General features: G+C 63.4%; 10 protein-coding genes and 1 tRNA gene. 5 read left to right on the top strand and 6 right to left on the bottom strand.

Annotation, left to right across the window (positions count from 1 at the left end):
* Positions 1-652: 652 nt before the first annotated feature.
* Together OKW35_RS38650 and OKW35_RS38645 are read right to left on the bottom strand one after the other, a co-directional pair.
* Positions 653-1,861, bottom strand: coding sequence for a tyrosine-type recombinase/integrase (locus tag OKW35_RS38650; RefSeq protein ID WP_429554823.1), 1,209 nt, complete (start codon positions 1,859-1,861; stop codon positions 653-655).
* 152 nt (positions 1,862-2,013) lie between these two features.
* A tRNA-Leu gene (locus tag OKW35_RS38645) sits at positions 2,014-2,100 on the bottom strand.
* A 414-nt stretch (positions 2,101-2,514) separates the two neighbouring features.
* Between OKW35_RS38645 and rnr the strand changes: the two genes are divergently transcribed.
* The 3 genes from rnr to rpiA all read left to right on the top strand — a co-directional run bounded on the left by rnr (position 2,515) and on the right by rpiA (position 6,944).
* Entirely contained in the window at positions 2,515-4,998 is a 2,484-nt protein-coding gene (gene rnr / locus OKW35_RS38640; protein WP_429554822.1) for a ribonuclease R, read from the top strand.
* A 132-nt stretch (positions 4,999-5,130) separates the two neighbouring features.
* Entirely contained in the window at positions 5,131-5,874 is a 744-nt protein-coding gene (gene rlmB / locus OKW35_RS38635; RefSeq protein ID WP_026225426.1) for a 23S rRNA (guanosine(2251)-2'-O)-methyltransferase RlmB, read from the top strand.
* Between the two features lie 374 nt (positions 5,875-6,248).
* Positions 6,249-6,944 carry a ribose-5-phosphate isomerase RpiA gene (gene rpiA / locus OKW35_RS38630; RefSeq protein ID WP_429554821.1) on the top strand — a complete coding sequence of 232 codons (696 nt, stop codon included), beginning with the start codon at positions 6,249-6,251 and terminating at the stop codon, positions 6,942-6,944.
* Between the two features lie 49 nt (positions 6,945-6,993).
* Here the strand turns inward: rpiA and OKW35_RS38625 are convergent, their stop codons facing one another.
* A complete protein-coding gene (locus OKW35_RS38625) occupies positions 6,994-7,236 on the bottom strand; it encodes a hypothetical protein (RefSeq protein ID WP_184068685.1) in 243 nt (80 codons plus the stop codon).
* A gap of 356 nt (positions 7,237-7,592) precedes the next feature.
* Between OKW35_RS38625 and OKW35_RS38620 the strand changes: the two genes are divergently transcribed.
* Both OKW35_RS38620 and OKW35_RS38615 read left to right on the top strand, forming a co-directional pair.
* A complete protein-coding gene (locus OKW35_RS38620; protein WP_429554820.1) occupies positions 7,593-8,822 on the top strand; it encodes a glycosyltransferase family 4 protein in 1,230 nt (409 codons plus the stop codon).
* Positions 8,823-9,316: 494 nt separating this feature from the next.
* On the top strand, positions 9,317-9,739 hold the full coding sequence (locus OKW35_RS38615; RefSeq protein WP_026225425.1) for a helix-turn-helix domain-containing protein: 423 nt from the start codon (positions 9,317-9,319) through the stop codon (positions 9,737-9,739).
* Positions 9,740-10,015: 276 nt separating this feature from the next.
* Here OKW35_RS38615 and OKW35_RS38610 read toward each other — a convergent pair whose 3' ends face one another.
* The 3 genes from OKW35_RS38610 to OKW35_RS38600 form a co-directional block, all read right to left on the bottom strand.
* On the bottom strand, positions 10,016-11,401 hold the full coding sequence (locus tag OKW35_RS38610; protein WP_429406257.1) for an undecaprenyl-phosphate glucose phosphotransferase: 1,386 nt from the start codon (positions 11,399-11,401) through the stop codon (positions 10,016-10,018).
* A 36-nt stretch (positions 11,402-11,437) separates the two neighbouring features.
* Positions 11,438-12,172, bottom strand: a complete 735-nt coding sequence (locus tag OKW35_RS38605) for a Crp/Fnr family transcriptional regulator (RefSeq protein WP_184068676.1) — start codon at positions 12,170-12,172, stop codon at positions 11,438-11,440.
* 627 nt (positions 12,173-12,799) lie between these two features.
* Complete coding sequence (locus tag OKW35_RS38600) at positions 12,800-15,490, bottom strand: glycosyl hydrolase 2 galactose-binding domain-containing protein (protein WP_429554819.1); 2,691 nt, start codon at positions 15,488-15,490, stop codon at positions 12,800-12,802.
* Positions 15,491-15,497: the final 7 nt, after the last annotated feature.

Here is a 15,497-nt window from a genome sequence, read left to right as displayed (position 1 = left end):
CGCGAGTCTCGCTGGGTCAATAAGAACCGCTGGATCAGCGACGTGCCGTTAGCGGAGTCGGATCCCAGGTCGGTTTTCTGACCGCTGGTGGTGCTGAGACCGGGTGGGCCCGCGCAAATGAGATGTAGACGTCGAAATAGCAGCCGGCCAATATGAGATCGACATCGGTGAGGCGCAGCCCGGAATCGTGGAATTGAGCGTGGCGGTGCAAGAATTTGCCACTATTATTTTGATTGCGGCGGCTGTAGCGCTTCGAGAGCGTTTGCTTTGTCGCAGAGAAGCTTCCCCGCTTCTGAGGGGCGTAGCATAGCTTCCGCAGGCTCTGCCGGGACCGTGTTGGAACGTGCCTGACGGTATCGACGACGGTATTTCGACAGAAGCCGTCCTCGAATGCTTCGTGTCTGCGATCTTTCAATGGAAGCACGGGTCGATTCTCCGATACAGTCTCGTCAAAGCTGACAACTGCTGCTTGGAGTTTCCGGTATCACTGACGGTATCGATCCAGCGTGACAAGGCGGAAACGCTGTCCCGACTGGGCTCCCGCCTTGGGATTGACAATCGAGTGGGGAGGGTGCCCAAGACGAGCGAGAAGGCGTTGAATGAGAATGGGCGGTGCTCCAAGTAGCGAGGGCGTCGTCATCGGTCGGCTCAATTACGGCTTCGCGCTGCAGAGCCGGTCAATGTAATCAGCCCACTCTTGCATAACGCGGCGACGGTCATCGTCGAAGGTTGTCCTGTCATACGCCTTCTGCACGTCCCCTCGTTTTGCGTGCGCGAGTTGCGCCTCCAAAATGTCGATGTCGATGCCTAGCCGCTTCCTCCCCACGGTGCGTAGCATGCCGCGGAATCCGTGAGTTGCATGCTTTCCCTGGAAGCCCAATTCGCGCAATGCCTTGCTTAGGGCATCCCGGTGCAAATGCGGCGTCTTCTGGCGCGCCGGTGAGGGGAAGACGTAGTGTCCGCGGCCGGTCAGAGCCTCGAGCTCCTCGAGCAACTCAACCGCTTGCTTCGGCAGTGGCACGATGTGCTCGTGCTGCATCTTCATCCGGCCGGCCGGGACGTGCCATTCGGCCACATCGAGATCCACTTCGTCCCAGGGTGCGGCTGCGACCATCCCCGGACGCAGACCGGTAAGCATGGTCAGTTTCAGGGCGGCCCGCGTGATCGGCGATTTATAGGTGTTAATGGCTTGCACGAGCGGCGCGATCTCGGCGGGTTTCGTGATTGCCGGAATATGCCCTTTCTTATGCCGTGGGATGACGCCGCGCAGCGACAGCGGAATACCGTCTTCTCTTAGACCGTGTTGTATTGCGTAGGTCACGATGCCGCCGACGTACTGGCGCGCTTTCGTGGCGAGGTTCGGCGCGTGCGCCGCAATCGCTTCCAGCACGGGTTTGACCTCGGGCGTAGCCAAGGTCGAAATCGGCTTATTGCCAAGCGCCGGACTCAGGTACTCGCGCACCACGAACTCGGCCTTCCGGTACGTCTCATCGGCCCACTCCTTGCGCTTGAATGCGAGCCACTTCTGAGCCACAAGCTGAAATGCGCCTTCGGCTGCGCGCTTGCGCGCCGCTGACTCGGCTCTCCGGTGCTCGACGGGATCGGTGCCATCGCGGACGAGGTTGCGCGCGATGGTGGCTGCTTTACGCGCATCCACGAGCGAGACGTCAGGGTAGGGACCAAGGCTGAGGAAGTTTTCCTTGCTGGTGCCCGGTCGCCGATATCGCAACAGCCACGTCCGGGTACCGTTTGGCCGGACCCTCAGTGCAAGACCATTTCCATCAGCGAGCAGGTAAGGCTGCGCGCGCGGCTTGGCGGCGCGAAAGACCAATTCCGACTTCGAATCGACGCGTCTGGGCATGAGAAAGCCCCCGAATCTGGTATACGCAACAGTATACGTAAAATTGATCGACGTCAGCGGAACGTAACGGAACTGCAGGCAACAAAAAACCCCGTAAGACCTTGATCTTACGGGGTTTCTCGGACCACTACGGCTTACGCCGGAACAACTGATGGTGCCCAGGAGAGGACTCGAACCTCCACAGTGTTGCCACCGCTAGGACCTGAACCTAGTGCGTCTACCAATTTCGCCACCTGGGCAGATGATGAACAGCAAAGACCGCAATTATAGCGACAGATTCCGACCTGTCAAGCGATTTGCCGAACGCGATTCAACCTCGCGGCGAGCCCGGCGCACTATGCGTCCCAACCACCGCCGCAGGCCCGCGTGGCGCCCGACACGGGTGTTAGAATGCCTCGCAGTAGTTCGTTGGCACGATGCACATCCGGCGTCCCGACGCGAGTGTCACTTGCGATCAGGCAGACGCGCGTCGGCTGGCGTCGAACGAGCCGGACCCAGGCAGTTTCCGGTGCAAATCGCAGTGGGAGCAGAAGAGCAGAAAGCAGCAGGTGCAATGACCGAGCCAGCGCAGCCGCCGTGCAGATGCAGCCGAGCGTGACTGCGCGCATTACGCAAACGCCTTCCAGGCCGGATCACATCGCCGACCGACGTCCATGCAACGAGAAAAAATCATCGACAAGCCCTTGAGCAAATTTCCGTATCCGATTCCAAGCCGCGAAGAAATCCTCGGCGTGCTGCGCACGAGTGAAATGCCGCTTGCCGCGAACGACATCGCCGAAGCCCTGTCGATCAAGCGCCAGGAGCGCGAAGGATTTTTCAAGCGTCTCGGCGCAATGGAGCGCGACGGCCAGATTCGGCTCGATCAGCGCAATCTCTATCAACTGACCCATCCGTCGAACTTCGTCGCGGGCCGCGTCCAGGGCCATCGCGACGGCTACGGTTTCCTGATTCGCGACGACGGCCAGGACGACCTGTTCCTGCCCAACGGCGAGATGCAGAAGGTCATGCACAACGACCGCGTGCTCGCGCGCATCGTCGGCTATGACCGGCGTGGGCGGCCCGAAGGGCACATCGTCGAGGTCACCGACCGCGCGAACAAGCGCGTGATCGGCCGTCTGCTCAACGAGAACGGCGCGCTGATCGTCGCGCCCGAAGACAAGCGCATCGGCCACGACATCCTGATCACGCAGAACACCCGCAAGGCGAAGGTTGGCCAGGTCGTGGTGGTCGAGCTGACCGATTTTCCGAGCCGTCATTCGCAGCCGCTCGGCCGCGTGGTCGAAGTGCTGGGCGATATCGACGACCCCGGCATGGAAATCGAAATCGCGGTGCGCAAATACGGCGTGCCGCACGAGTTCGGCGAGGCCGCGCTGGCCGAAGCGGCGAAGCTGCCCGACGAAGTGCGCCCGGCCGATATTCGCCATCGCGTCGATCTGCGCGACGTGCCGCTCGTCACGATCGACGGCGAGGACGCGCGCGACTTCGACGACGCCGTCTATTGCGAGCCGGTGCAGGTGGGCCGCGGCGACGGTTTCCGCCTGATCGTCGCGATCGCGGACGTGTCGCATTACGTGCTTGCGCAAAGCGGGCTCGATACCGACGCGATCGAGCGCAGCACGTCGGTGTATTTCCCGCGCCGCGTGATCCCGATGCTGCCGGAGAAGCTGTCGAACGGACTGTGCTCGCTGAATCCGCAAGTCGACCGCTGCGTGCTCGTGTGCGACATGATCGTCACCGCGCGTGGCGACGTGAAGGCGTATCAGTTCTATCCGGGCGTCATGCATTCGGCCGCGCGGCTCACCTACACCGAAGTCGCCGCGGTGCTGAAAAACACCAAAGGCCCGGAAGCGACCCGCCGCGCCGCGTTGCTGCCGCAACTGCAGAATCTGTATGGCGTCTACAAGGCGCTGTTCGCGGCGCGTCAGAAGCGCGGCGCGATCGACTTCGATACGACGGAGACGTACATCGTCTGCAACGCGCAGGGCAAGATCGAGCAGATCGTGCCGCGCACGCGCAACGATGCGCACAAGCTGATCGAGGAATGCATGCTGGCCGCGAACGTGTGCGCGGCGGACTTCCTCAAGCGCAACAAGCATCCGGGCCTGTTCCGCGTGCATGCGGGCCCGAGCGCGGAAAAGCTCGAGAACCTGCGTACCTTCCTGCGCGGCATGGGCCTGACGCTCGGCGGCGGCGACACGCCGCACGCGAGCGACTACGCCGCACTGATGGCGCAAATCCGCGACCGGCCCGACGCCTCGATGCTGCAAACGATGCTGCTGCGCTCGATGCAGCAGGCGGTCTACAGCCCCGACAACATCGGCCACTTTGGCCTCGCCTACGAGGCCTACGCGCACTTCACGAGCCCGATCCGCCGTTACCCCGACCTGCTCACGCATCGCGCGATCTACGCGATCCTGCAGGGCCGTAAGTATCAGCCGCAGCCGCCGCAGGGCGTCGAGCTCAATACCGCACTGTCGCCGCGCGCCCGCGCGATGCAACAGGCCGACGAGGAAAAGCGGGGCGCCCGCGGGCGCGCGAACAACGTGGCGATCTGGGAAGAACTTGGGCTGCACTGCTCGGCGAACGAGCGCCGCGCGGACGAAGCATCGCGCGATGTCGAAGCGTGGCTCAAGTGCTATTTCATGCGCGACAAGCTCGGCGAAGAGTATGGCGGCATGGTCAACGGCGTCACGTCGTTTGGTATTTTCGTGCAGCTCGATTCGCTGTTCATCGAAGGCCTCGTGCATGTGACCGAACTCGGCTCCGACTACTTCCAGTACGACGAGATCAAGAACGAGCTGCGCGGCGAGCGCACCGGCATTCGCTATCGGCTGTCGGATCGCGTGCGCGTGCAGGTGAGCCGCGTCGATCTCGACGCGCGCAAGATCGACTTCCGCCTTGTGCGCGATACGCCGATCAAGCCGCCTTTGGCACGCGGTATCGCGGCGGACAAGGGAGAAGGCGCTGGCCCGCGCGTGCGCGTGATGCCGCCGGTGGAAAGTGGCGCGTCGGTGCCGGGTCCGCGGCGCAAGAGGGCCGCGCCCGCGCAGAGCGCGGCGGTCAAGGAAGCGCGCGTGGCGAGGAAGCACGGTGTCGCGACCAAGGCGGCGTCGAAGCAGGCACGCAAGAAGCGCTGAGGCTTTCACAGCGCCAGGACCGCGCGCAGCGGGCACGTGAGTACGTGCCGGTTGCGCGCGGTCTGCCTTTTGGTTTCATATTCATCACAGTGGCGCGCGTTGAATGCGCGCCCCATCAAAGGTTGTTCAGTCATGGCACGTCATAAGGTCTTATACGGTTTCCACGCAGTGACCGCGCGTATCCGGCACGACGCGTCGACGGTCGAGGATGTCTATTACGACGCGACGCGCAAGGACCGTCGTATGACCGAATTCCTGCAGGCCGCGAAGGACGCGGGCGTGCGTCTGATCGCCGCCGACGAAACGCGTCTGTGGGGCCTCGCGCGCACGGAACGTCACCAGGGCGTGGTCGCGCGCGCGGGCGATCTGCCGCTTGCGCAGAATCTCGCCGAACTGCTCGACGGCATCAGCGGCTCGCCGCTGATCCTCGTGCTCGACGGCGTGACCGATCCGCACAATCTCGGCGCCTGCCTGCGCGTCGCCGACGCGGCCGGCGCCCACGCGGTGATCGCGCCGCGCGATCGCGCGGTGGGACTGAACGCGACCGCCGCGAAAGTCGCGAGCGGCGCGGCCGACACGGTCCCGTACATCACGGTCACGAATCTGGCGCGCGCGCTGCGCGAACTGAAGGACGCGGGTGTCTGGGTGGTCGGCACGGCCGACGACGCGCAGAAGAGCGTTTACGAAACGGAACTCGACGGGCCGGTGGCGCTCGTGATGGGAGCCGAAGGCGAGGGCATGCGACGCCTGACGCGTGAAACCTGCGATGTCGTCATGAACATTCCGATGGCGGGGACGGTGGAGAGTTTGAATGTATCCGTGGCTAGCGGAGTGTGTCTGTTCGAGGCTGTGCGGCAGCGGGCGGTGAAGAAGTAGTTTTTCTGTCGTCGTTCTTGTTGTTGGCCGATTGTGGGCGCCCGGAACGCCGTGGTGGTTCCGGGCGTTTTGCTTTGAGTGCGGAAAATACAGCTATTTGCGCAGGAGGCGCTTTAGTGTTGCCCCACAATTTGGCGCAAAAGCCAGTGTCGTATTCCCTTTCGAAAGCGGGATCAAGGTCCATCGGGTGCGCATTCATGAATAGATCAATTTCGCCGATCAATTCGTGATGGCGATGGATGATTCCTGTGTCTCAATGTGTCCAATCGTGTCCGGCAAACAAGCGTGGTCCGCGGCACAAAGCCACCCAAACCCGGCCTTCTCCGCGCCACTCCGGTAAACTACGGGTTTTTCACGCTTTCCCCGCCTCTCCCATGACTCAAGACGAACTCAAGCAACTGGTCGGCCAGGCCGCCGCCGATTACGTGAATGCCAACGTGCCGCAAGGCTCGGTGATCGGCGTCGGCACGGGCTCCACCGCGAACTGCTTCATCGACGCGCTGGCCGCCACCAAATCCCGCTATCGCGGCGCGGTGTCGAGTTCGCTCGCCACCACCGCGCGTCTGCAATCGCACGGCTTCAAGGTGCTCGACCTGAATGAGATCGACTCGCTGCCGGTGTACGTCGACGGCGCCGACGAAATCGATCACAGCGGCGCGATGATCAAGGGCGGCGGCGGCGCGCTCACGCGCGAGAAGATCGTCGCGTCGGTGTCGGAAGTTTTCGTCTGCATCGCGGATGCGAGCAAGGTCGTCGAGACGCTGGGCCATTTCCCGCTGCCGATCGAAGTCGTGCCGATGGCGCGCACCGCGATCGGCCGGCGCGTGACGGCGCTCGGCGGCGTGCCCGTCGTGCGTGTGACGAAAGAGGGTGTGCCGTTCATCACCGACAACGGCAACGAGATCATCGACGTGAAGGGCTTGAGGATCAGCGACCCGCGCACGCTCGAGGCGCATATCAACGCATGGCCCGGCGTCGTCACGGTCGGCCTGTTCGCGGGCCGCGGCGCGAACCTGTGCCTGCTCGGCACGGACACCGGCGTGCAAACGATCACGTACGGCCAGAATTAAGCGAATTGCGTTTCTGTTCGCTCTGACGCGTGTGAGCCGCTCCAACGGTTCACACGCGTTTTTTGTTGCGGTCGTGCCGCACGATCCCGCTTATACCGCCCGCCGCGGCGGCAATCGCGCGCACCTGGCGGAAAATGCCCGGCACCGTGCGCAGACAATTAGCCGCCGATGCCCGCCGCGCGATGCCCGACACGCGCGCGTCGCCGATCATCCGCGCGCCAGGCGCTTCGAAGCGCACGCGCAATGGACCGTCCGACAGCAGCACCACTGCGTCGCGCGCCGTGCAGCGCACGGCGAATTCCCCCAGGGCCGAACCCGGCCCTCCCAACTGACTGCTCCGATCGCCAAACGGCACGCGAGGCACGCGAGGCACTGCGGCCGTCGAGGTCGCACGCCCGTCGCTCGCGCAGCGCTCCGATCGTAAAGGTGTCGGCTGGACTGGCGAGCAGGCGTGAGGCGATACGTCAGGCGTAGTGCACATACGAAAGCGCCGGAATGAAGCCGTGTTTTTGCAGACGCGAACGGACTCTCCGAATTACTCGCTTACTGTCGCACGTCGAATGTGGGCACGCGCACGCACAGTCAGGAACGTGGCACATACACTCTTCTCTGAGGCCAGGTGGCGATTCGTGACAGATAGGACGGAATATGAAAGTAGCGATCGTGCACGATTGGCTGGTCGCTCCCGGCGGCGCCGAGAAAGTGCTCGGGCAGATCATCGAGTGCTTTCCCGACGCCGACGTTTTCAGCGTCGTCGATTTTCTCGAAGATCGCACGCCGCTTGCCGGTAAGCCGGTCACCACGTCGTTCATTCAAGGCCTGCCGTTTGCGCGCAGCCGTTATCGCGCCTATTTGCCCTTGATGCCGCTCGCCGTCGAACGGTTCGATCTGTCGAGCTATGACCTGATCATCACCAGTTCTTGCGCAGTCGCGAAGGGCGTATTGGTCGGCCCTCATCAGACGCACATCAGTTACGTGCACTCGCTGATGCGATATGCGTGGGATCTGCAGTATCAGTATCTGCGCGAAGCGAATCTGCTGCGCGGGCCGAAGTCGTGGGCCGCGCGGGTATTGCTGCATTACCTGCGCGGCTGGGACGCGCAGTCGACGAATGGTGTCGATCGTCTGATCGCGAATTCGCAATCGGTCGCGCGGCGCATGATGAAAACCTATCGGCGCGATGCCGCGGTGATTCCGCCGCCCGTCGACGTGAACGAATTCGAACTGCGCACCGAAAAAGACGATTTCTATCTGACCGTGTCGCGGATGGTGCCGCACCAACGCATCGATCTGATCGTCGAGACGTTCAACGCCACGCCGCAGCGCAAGCTGATCGCGATCGGCGACGGGCCGCAGATGGCGTCGATCCGCGCGAAGGCAGGACCGAACGTGACGGTCCTCGGCTATCAGCCATTCGGCGTACTGAAGGAGTATCTGGCGCGTGCGCGAGCCTTCGTGTGCGCCGCCGAGGAAGATTTCGGCATCGTGCCGCTCGAAGCGCAGGCCTGCGGCACGCCGGTCATTGCGTTCGCCAGGGGCGGGGCGCTCGAAACGGTAGTGCCGGTCGGCGACCCGCACCCGACCGGCGTTTTCTTCGCGCGTCAGACGGCGGTGTCAATGCTCGACGCGATCGACCGCTTCGAGCGGCTGAGCGCGTACATCACGCCGGCGGCCTGTCGCGCGAATGCCGAGCGGTTTTCGCCTCAGGTGTTCCGGCGGGCGTTCATGGCCGAGGTCACGCGCACGATTGCGGCGGTCGCTCAGGGTCTGCCGGCGATGGAGCTGGGGGAGCAGGTGAGGTGGGCGCAGCCCGATCTCGCGACCCGGGAACTCGGCATCGCCAGCGACACGGCGCCGAAAAGCAGGTGGAGGCAATGAGGTGAGGGTCTTTCGCTGTTCTCGCCTCGTGGAGTTTTCGATAGGAGAGAAAGAGGTTTTCGTCGTCATGCAGTGATTTCGCAACGGGCAGTAACGAGCCGTTCTGACCAACGCGTCCGGGCGGCTCTTGGTGTGGGCGCGTCCGCTTCGCGCTTTGTGTCGGCAGCGCGTATCGCGTATCGCGCGATACGCGCCGCGCGTGCAAGGCCAGCCGCGGCGGGCCATTGTCAAGCAAGCAGTATTGGACTTCAAAAAACCACATCGGGGTGCGCGCCACGCGCTATGGGCGAGATATTCGCTGGCGCGGCATGCCTCGCGTGGCCATAACGACCTGAAGCAGACGTTCGCTATCGTGATCGCTGAATTTCCTCACTGCGAAGTTCGCCGTGCCGGCAATTCGGCGTGTCACGGCGATTCACTACAACAGGCAGTCGTCATTCGCGCGTCACCGATTAACGCGCCGACGGCTTTTGGACGAGGACGAATTAAAACTCATGAATGCCGATCGCCTTCCGGGACCCTTTCCCGACATCTCCGCAACGTGGGCTGCGCTGAAGAGCCAGTTGCCGATCACGCCGATTCGCACCGAAGAGGATTATCACCAGATGGTGCGAGTCGCCAATTCGCTGTCCGATCATCTAAGCGGCAACGACAACGATCCGCTCGCCGATCTGCACGCGATCGTGACGGAACTGGTCGGTCATTGGCAAGCGCGCAACCTGACGATTCCAAAAGCGGAGCCGCGCGAGGTCCTGCGCCATCTGCTGATCACGCATGGTCTCAAGCAGAAGGATCTGGCCGGCATCGCGTCGCCGACCGTGGTCAGCGATATTCTCGCGGGGCGCCGCGCGATCAGCAAGAAAGTCGCCAAGGCGCTCGCGGTACGGTTTCAGACCGATGTCAGCGCGTTCCTGTAGAGGCGGTGTCGCGCGGCGGACCCGTCCATGACGTGGTCCGTCGCGGCTGCTCATCTTGCGTCAACCACGGCGGCTGTCGATCGGGCCGCCGGCGTTGGCGCTTCTATTCGCAGCGGCGTGTACGCGTTGTTGCCCGGTTGGGTGTTTTTCTCGAATGGAACGCAGGCGCATTCCGGCGATCCTTCAGCGCACCGCCTTCAGTACCCGCACTTCGCATGCGCCGCAGTGCCGGCACGATGACCGACACTCCCGGATGCGATTCCCTCGATGGCGTGGTCAGAACGCGTTGCGGCCGACAAAGCCCTTGAAAATCGTGATGAAGACGATCTTCATGTCGAACCAGAACGACCAGTTCTGGATATAGAAGAGATCGAACTTCACGCGCGCTTCCATCTTCTCGACCTTGGTGGTCGCGCCGCGATAGCCGTTGACCTGGGCCCAGCCGGTGATGCCGGGCTTGATGCGGTAACGGTGCATGTAGCCGTATACCTGGTCCTTGTACAGATCATCGTGTTCGACCGCATGCGGACGCGGACCCACCACCGACATCTGACCGAGCAGCACGTTCAGAAACTGCGGCAGCTCGTCGAGACTCGTGCGACGCATGAAGCTGCCGAGCTTCGTCACGCGCAAGTCGTTGCGGGTCGCCTGCGTGATCTGGCCGTGCTCTTCCTGGTGCACGGTCATCGAGCGGAACTTGTAGATGCCGAACGGCTGGCCGTCGACGCCCTTGCGGATCTGCCGGAAAAACACCGGTCCCGGCGACGTGAGCTTGATGCCGATCGCGAGCACGGCGAACACCGGCGCGAGCACGATGAGCGCGAGCACGGCGAACAGGCGGTCGAACATCAGCTTGGGCCACATCTGCGGCGACGAGAATGGCGTCGCGCTCAGATTCAGCGTCGGCAAACCGACGACATCGACGATCGCTTGATTGAACAGCGACAGACTGCGCACGTCGGGAATGAAGCGCAGATTGACGAAGTCGTGTCTGAAGGTGCGCGTGAAGCGGTAGATCGTGTGTTCCTCGGAAAGCGGCAACGCGAGCCACACTTCGTTCACGCGTTCATTGCGCACCTTCGTCGCGAACGCTTCCAGATCCGTCAGCACGGGTAGGCGGGTCAGACGCGCGCCATACGCGTCGTGGCCTTGCACGCTGGTGTCGAACACGCACACCGGTTTGAAGCCCGCTTGCGGCGCATGCTCGAGATGCGCGAGCAGCGTGCGCGCAAACCCCGGTGCGCCGACGATCGCGACGGTGCGCGCGTTCATGCCGCGGCGACGTACGAAGCGCAGCACCACGTGCATGATGCAGCGTGTCGCGATGATCAACGCGCCGGAGATCAGCGTCGAGTAGCCGAGCCACAGGCGCGACACCGCATCCGTCCGATGCAGCGTGAACGCGAGCAAGAGCGCGGTCGCGACCACCGTGAGCCACGCGGCGGCGATTCGCGCGAGCACCGGCGCGAGCGCCTTGCCGCGCCACGTCTCATAGACCCCGAAGCCCGGAAACAGCAACAGAACCAGCACACACTTGAACGCGATCAGAAGACGCTCGGTATCGGCGAACGCGATCGGCGCGGAAAAGCGCATCCAGTGGGCGAGCAGACCGCCTGCAATCACGAACAGTGCGTCGAGACATCGAGCAGTAATCCTGAACATAGGCAAATCGACCCCGGTCATCGAGCCGCGTGCCGCTTATTCGACGGTCTCGGCCTGGCGCAGTCGCGGCAGCAGACGATCGAATTCGCGTTTCACGAGGCCGTAGCATTCGCACGCGCGGGCTTCGAGGCCCTTGCGGTCGAGCACCTTGATATGACCGCGGCTATGATGAATCAGGCCTTCGTCGTGCAGCTTGCCGGCCGCTTCGGTGATGCCTTCGCGGCGCACGCCGAGCATGTCGGCAATCAGCTGCTGCGTGACGATCAGATCGTTCGACGCCACGCGGTCCACCTCGATCAGCAGCCAGCGGCACAGTTGCTTGTTGAGCGAGTGATGGCGGTTGCACGCGGCGGTCTGCGCGACCTGGGTCAGAAGAGCGTGCATATACAGCAGCATCAGGCGGCGCAGAAAGTCGGAGCGCGCGAACTGCTGCTTGAGCGCCTGTGCGCTCATCCGGTAGGCGAAGCCCGCGCATTGCACCTGTACGCGGTTGGGCATGGTTTCGCCGCCCGTGAGGACCGGCACGCCGGTCATGCCTTCGCGGCCGACCGCGGCGATCTCGACGGAGCTGCCGTCTTCCATCGTCGAGAGCATCGAGATGATCGCGGTCGTGGGGAAGTACACATGATGGATCCGTTGACCCGAGTCGCATAGCAGTTGCTCGGTGCGCAGATGAACCAGTTCGAGGTGGGGAGCTAGTGCCTGCCATTCGTGCGACGGCATTGCGCCCAGCAGATGGTTACCGTGCAAATCGGATTGAAGTGTCAACATGATCGGTCCTCGCATGAAAGTCGCGCCTCGCGCGACTCTCTCCGTTTATTTGATCCGATGCCCGCATCCTCGGGAGTGGGCTGCCCGGCGAGCAGCCTGGATGAACACATCGGCCCCGTTTTAGGCCTGTCTGCCACCGCCTCTGTTGTTGCGCTCGTGTGCGGTGACACTCTGTTGCGTGGAGGTAGTAGCGAGGACCGTGCCAACGTTAGGGAAAACGCCTGCTGATGCGGCGCAGCGAAGAAACCCGGAGCGCGTCGGGAGAGTAAAAGCGGCTTTTTGTTTCAGTTCTGCACACCCCTGCCGGATGGGGAATGCATCGTATGAAAGCTTCGGGTTTGGGCGAATCCCTTGATATCAAAGGCTTCACGGCCAAAAACTGGGTGCTGTCGAAGCTGTCTCAGATTTGAACCTGGCGCCGCATGCACGTTTTGAAGCGCTCCTCGTGAAGTGCCGGAAATGATTCAGAAGTGTTAAATGGAGTGCGTGCGCTGTCGCACGTAAGGCCTCTCAAAGCAGGCAACAGTCGCGTTCGAGCCAACAGTGAGCGAGCCGGGCAGACAGTTCGAGACCTGCGAAGCGAGCTTTGGGGCGCTTCGCGTACGTGCGACTAGTTCGGAATGACCACTAGCCGTAGAAGATGGCGGATAGCGCATTGATCGCGCGGACTTCCCCCTGGGGTGCCCCGCATGTTTCATCCACTTTAAAGGCCGCGTTTGATGCAGGAGCAACGAGTTCTTGCGGCGACGCCGCGAAGGCGGTCGGCAGCAGCGGTTCGAGCGCATGCAGCGGCACGATACAGCGCCGGTTCGGCGCGAGATGGAACCAGTCGCGCGCCGCGCGATAACGGGGGTCAATGATATGAACGAAGCGCGCAAAGCGCTTAGTTTCGATCGCAAGCTGCCAGCCGCTGCCGTCGCCACGAGGTTCGACCTCGACGGTCATACCGAGGTCATCACGCGCGTGCACGCTACGCTCGGGCAGATGAAACGCTTCGGACACGATCTCGCCACTCGCGGCATCGTAGAGCGTTGCAATCGTGACATCGTGCGCGCGTGGGCCGAAGCGGTACGCATGCGTGAAATCGAAGAACTGGCCCAGATGCGCGGCCGCACTGATGCGTTGCAGGCTGCGCGGGGCAAGCGTCAGCGCGCGTCGCGCGGACGTGACCTTCACGCTGCCGTCGCGCAGACAGACCAGTTCGAGTTCGCCGCAAAACGTTTGTGCGCGCTCGTTGATCAGATGAATATCGAGGCCGTTCAGGCCTTCGTCGGTGAGCGTGATCTGCAACGGCTGCAGTGTCTGCGCGAAGCCGTGCAGCGCGCTTTTCGGCCGTCCCGTCGCGTCGATCACGCCCCAGCCCGCGCCCGCGCGCAGATCCTGCAACTGCCACACGAGGCCGCCGCCGCACGACGAGCCCGCGCGCCGCCACTCGGCGAACACGTCGCCGATCAGCTCGGCAACCACCGCGCGCGACAGATACAGATAACGCGCCGCATCTTCATAGCGCAAGCGCGCCGGCTCGACGCCGTAAAGCGCCTGCAAATAATGATCGCGCACGTCGTCGAAATCCCAGCCTGCGCCAGGATCGCGCGGCACGGCGGCTTTCCAGCGCGGATCGTGCGTGTGGATCGTGCCGAGCGCGTCGTGCAGCGTCGCCTCGTCGGGGACGTTGGCGAATGCCAGGCATTCGGCCGCGAAGCGCACCTGCGCGCGGCGCACGTCGGCGAGCGGGCGCTGATACGCGCCGACGCCGTAGTAGTGCGTGACGCCCTCGTTGGTCGAGAACGGCCACGCGCCGCCCGATGGCGAATTGCTGACATAGGGCACGTCCTCACGTTCGCGCGCGACGAGCGCGGGCAGCAGCTCGGTAAACAACGCTTGCGCGCGCTGCGCCGCGGGCAGTCCGAACATCGCCGCCTGCTGGTCGACCTCGCTGCCGCCGCACAGCACCGCGAGCGAGGCAAAGCGACGCGTGCGGCTCAGGAACTGGCTCGCTTCGCACTCGATCAATGCGCTGAACGCGGCATCGTTCGGGTAGTCGAAATTCGCCAGCGCGAAGTCCTGCCAGATCAGCAGGCCGTACTCGTCGGCGAGCGCATAAAACAGATCGGACTCATAGAGCATCGTGCCGCCGACGCGCAGCATGTTCATGCCAGCGGCGCGCGCGAGCTCGAACGTATGGCGCAATTGCGTTTCGGTGCCTGCTAGCGTGACGAGATCGGCGCTGGTCCAGCACGCGCCGCGACAGAATACGGGCACTTCATTCACGCGCAAGGCGAAACCCGCAGCATCGGCGCCGCGGTCCACTTCGATACGACGAAAGCCGATCGAGCCCAGAGACTGAGAGATCACGTTGCCGTCGACGAGCTGCAACGTCAGAGGATATAAAGTGGGCTCTCCATGCGTATGCGGCCACCAGCGTTTCGCGTGGGGCACGCGCACGTCGCCGGTGAGTGTATATGCATCGTGCCATTGCAAAGACGAAACATGGTCGCCGCAAGAAAGTGTCGCGCGGCAGGCCGCGACGTCGTGGGGGCGTACGAAACGTAAAGTCAACGAAACAACCCCATCCTCTTGCTCGAGCCGGCTGGTCAGATCAATCGTGTCGAATGCGTGCGGCGCGTCGCCGAGCATTTCGATCGGACGCCACGGGCCGACCGTCTGAATCGACGGACACCAGCCGGGCATATGGCCGAGCAGCGTGGTGCGCACGTTGCGAAGCGTCGGCGGCGACACGAGCCGCGGCCGCCAGCGCGCACGCGAGCGTTTGGCCGCCAACGCTGGCGTCAGTGAGCGAAAGCACAGCACGAGCGTCGCGCGGCCATCCAGGTCGATATCCAGATCATGGGCGATGAACATCGATGCGGACTCGAGCCGCTTCACATCGTCGAGCCACACTTGCGCGAGCGTCGCGAGTCCATGAAAACGCAAGCGGCGCCGCCCCGTACCGATCAGCGTGACGCGATACCAGTGATCGTCGAATGCGAGCGGTGGCGGGTGATCGACATCGAGCAGACCGGCGGCGAGCCGCGCGCTCGCGACGGTGCCGGGCACCTGCGCGGCGAGCCAGCCTTGCGCGGGCAGATCGGCCGGCGACTCATAGGCGTGCGGCGCGGTGCTCAGACAGGCCCAGCCGGTGTCGAGCCGTTGCGGCCATAGCGAGGGCGCGGCGCGGGCAGTGCCTGCATCATGCGCTTGCGCGATCGCGCCGGTCGCGCGCGCACGGCCAGCATCGCCCTCGTCAGCGGGCGGATCGAGTGTCGATACATCCACGGTCAATTCCCGGAAAAACCGCGCGGCACGAAGTGCGCGCAACCACGCA

The sequence above is a fragment of the Paraburkholderia sp. MM5477-R1 genome (assembly GCF_050436385.1).
In the GTDB taxonomy this organism is placed as follows: domain Bacteria; phylum Pseudomonadota; class Gammaproteobacteria; order Burkholderiales; family Burkholderiaceae; genus Paraburkholderia; species Paraburkholderia tuberum.
Note: the sequence above shows the minus strand (reverse complement) of the source record. Positions and strands in the feature narration are given on the sequence as shown.

What these genes read in the sequence shown, in the direction of transcription:
- OKW35_RS38650 (WP_429554823.1), bottom strand. Translation starts at nt 1,861, where the DNA reads ATGCCCAGACGCGTCGATTCGAAGTCGGAATTGGTCTTTCGCGCCGCC.
- rnr (WP_429554822.1), top strand. Translation starts at nt 2,515, where the DNA reads ATGCAACGAGAAAAAATCATCGACAAGCCCTTGAGCAAATTTCCGTAT.
- rlmB (WP_026225426.1), top strand. Translation starts at nt 5,131, where the DNA reads ATGGCACGTCATAAGGTCTTATACGGTTTCCACGCAGTGACCGCGCGT.
- rpiA (WP_429554821.1), top strand. Translation starts at nt 6,249, where the DNA reads ATGACTCAAGACGAACTCAAGCAACTGGTCGGCCAGGCCGCCGCCGAT.
- OKW35_RS38620 (WP_429554820.1), top strand. Translation starts at nt 7,593, where the DNA reads ATGAAAGTAGCGATCGTGCACGATTGGCTGGTCGCTCCCGGCGGCGCC.
- OKW35_RS38615 (WP_026225425.1), top strand. Translation starts at nt 9,317, where the DNA reads ATGAATGCCGATCGCCTTCCGGGACCCTTTCCCGACATCTCCGCAACG.
- OKW35_RS38610 (WP_429406257.1), bottom strand. Translation starts at nt 11,401, where the DNA reads ATGTTCAGGATTACTGCTCGATGTCTCGACGCACTGTTCGTGATTGCA.
- OKW35_RS38605 (WP_184068676.1), bottom strand. Translation starts at nt 12,172, where the DNA reads ATGTTGACACTTCAATCCGATTTGCACGGTAACCATCTGCTGGGCGCA.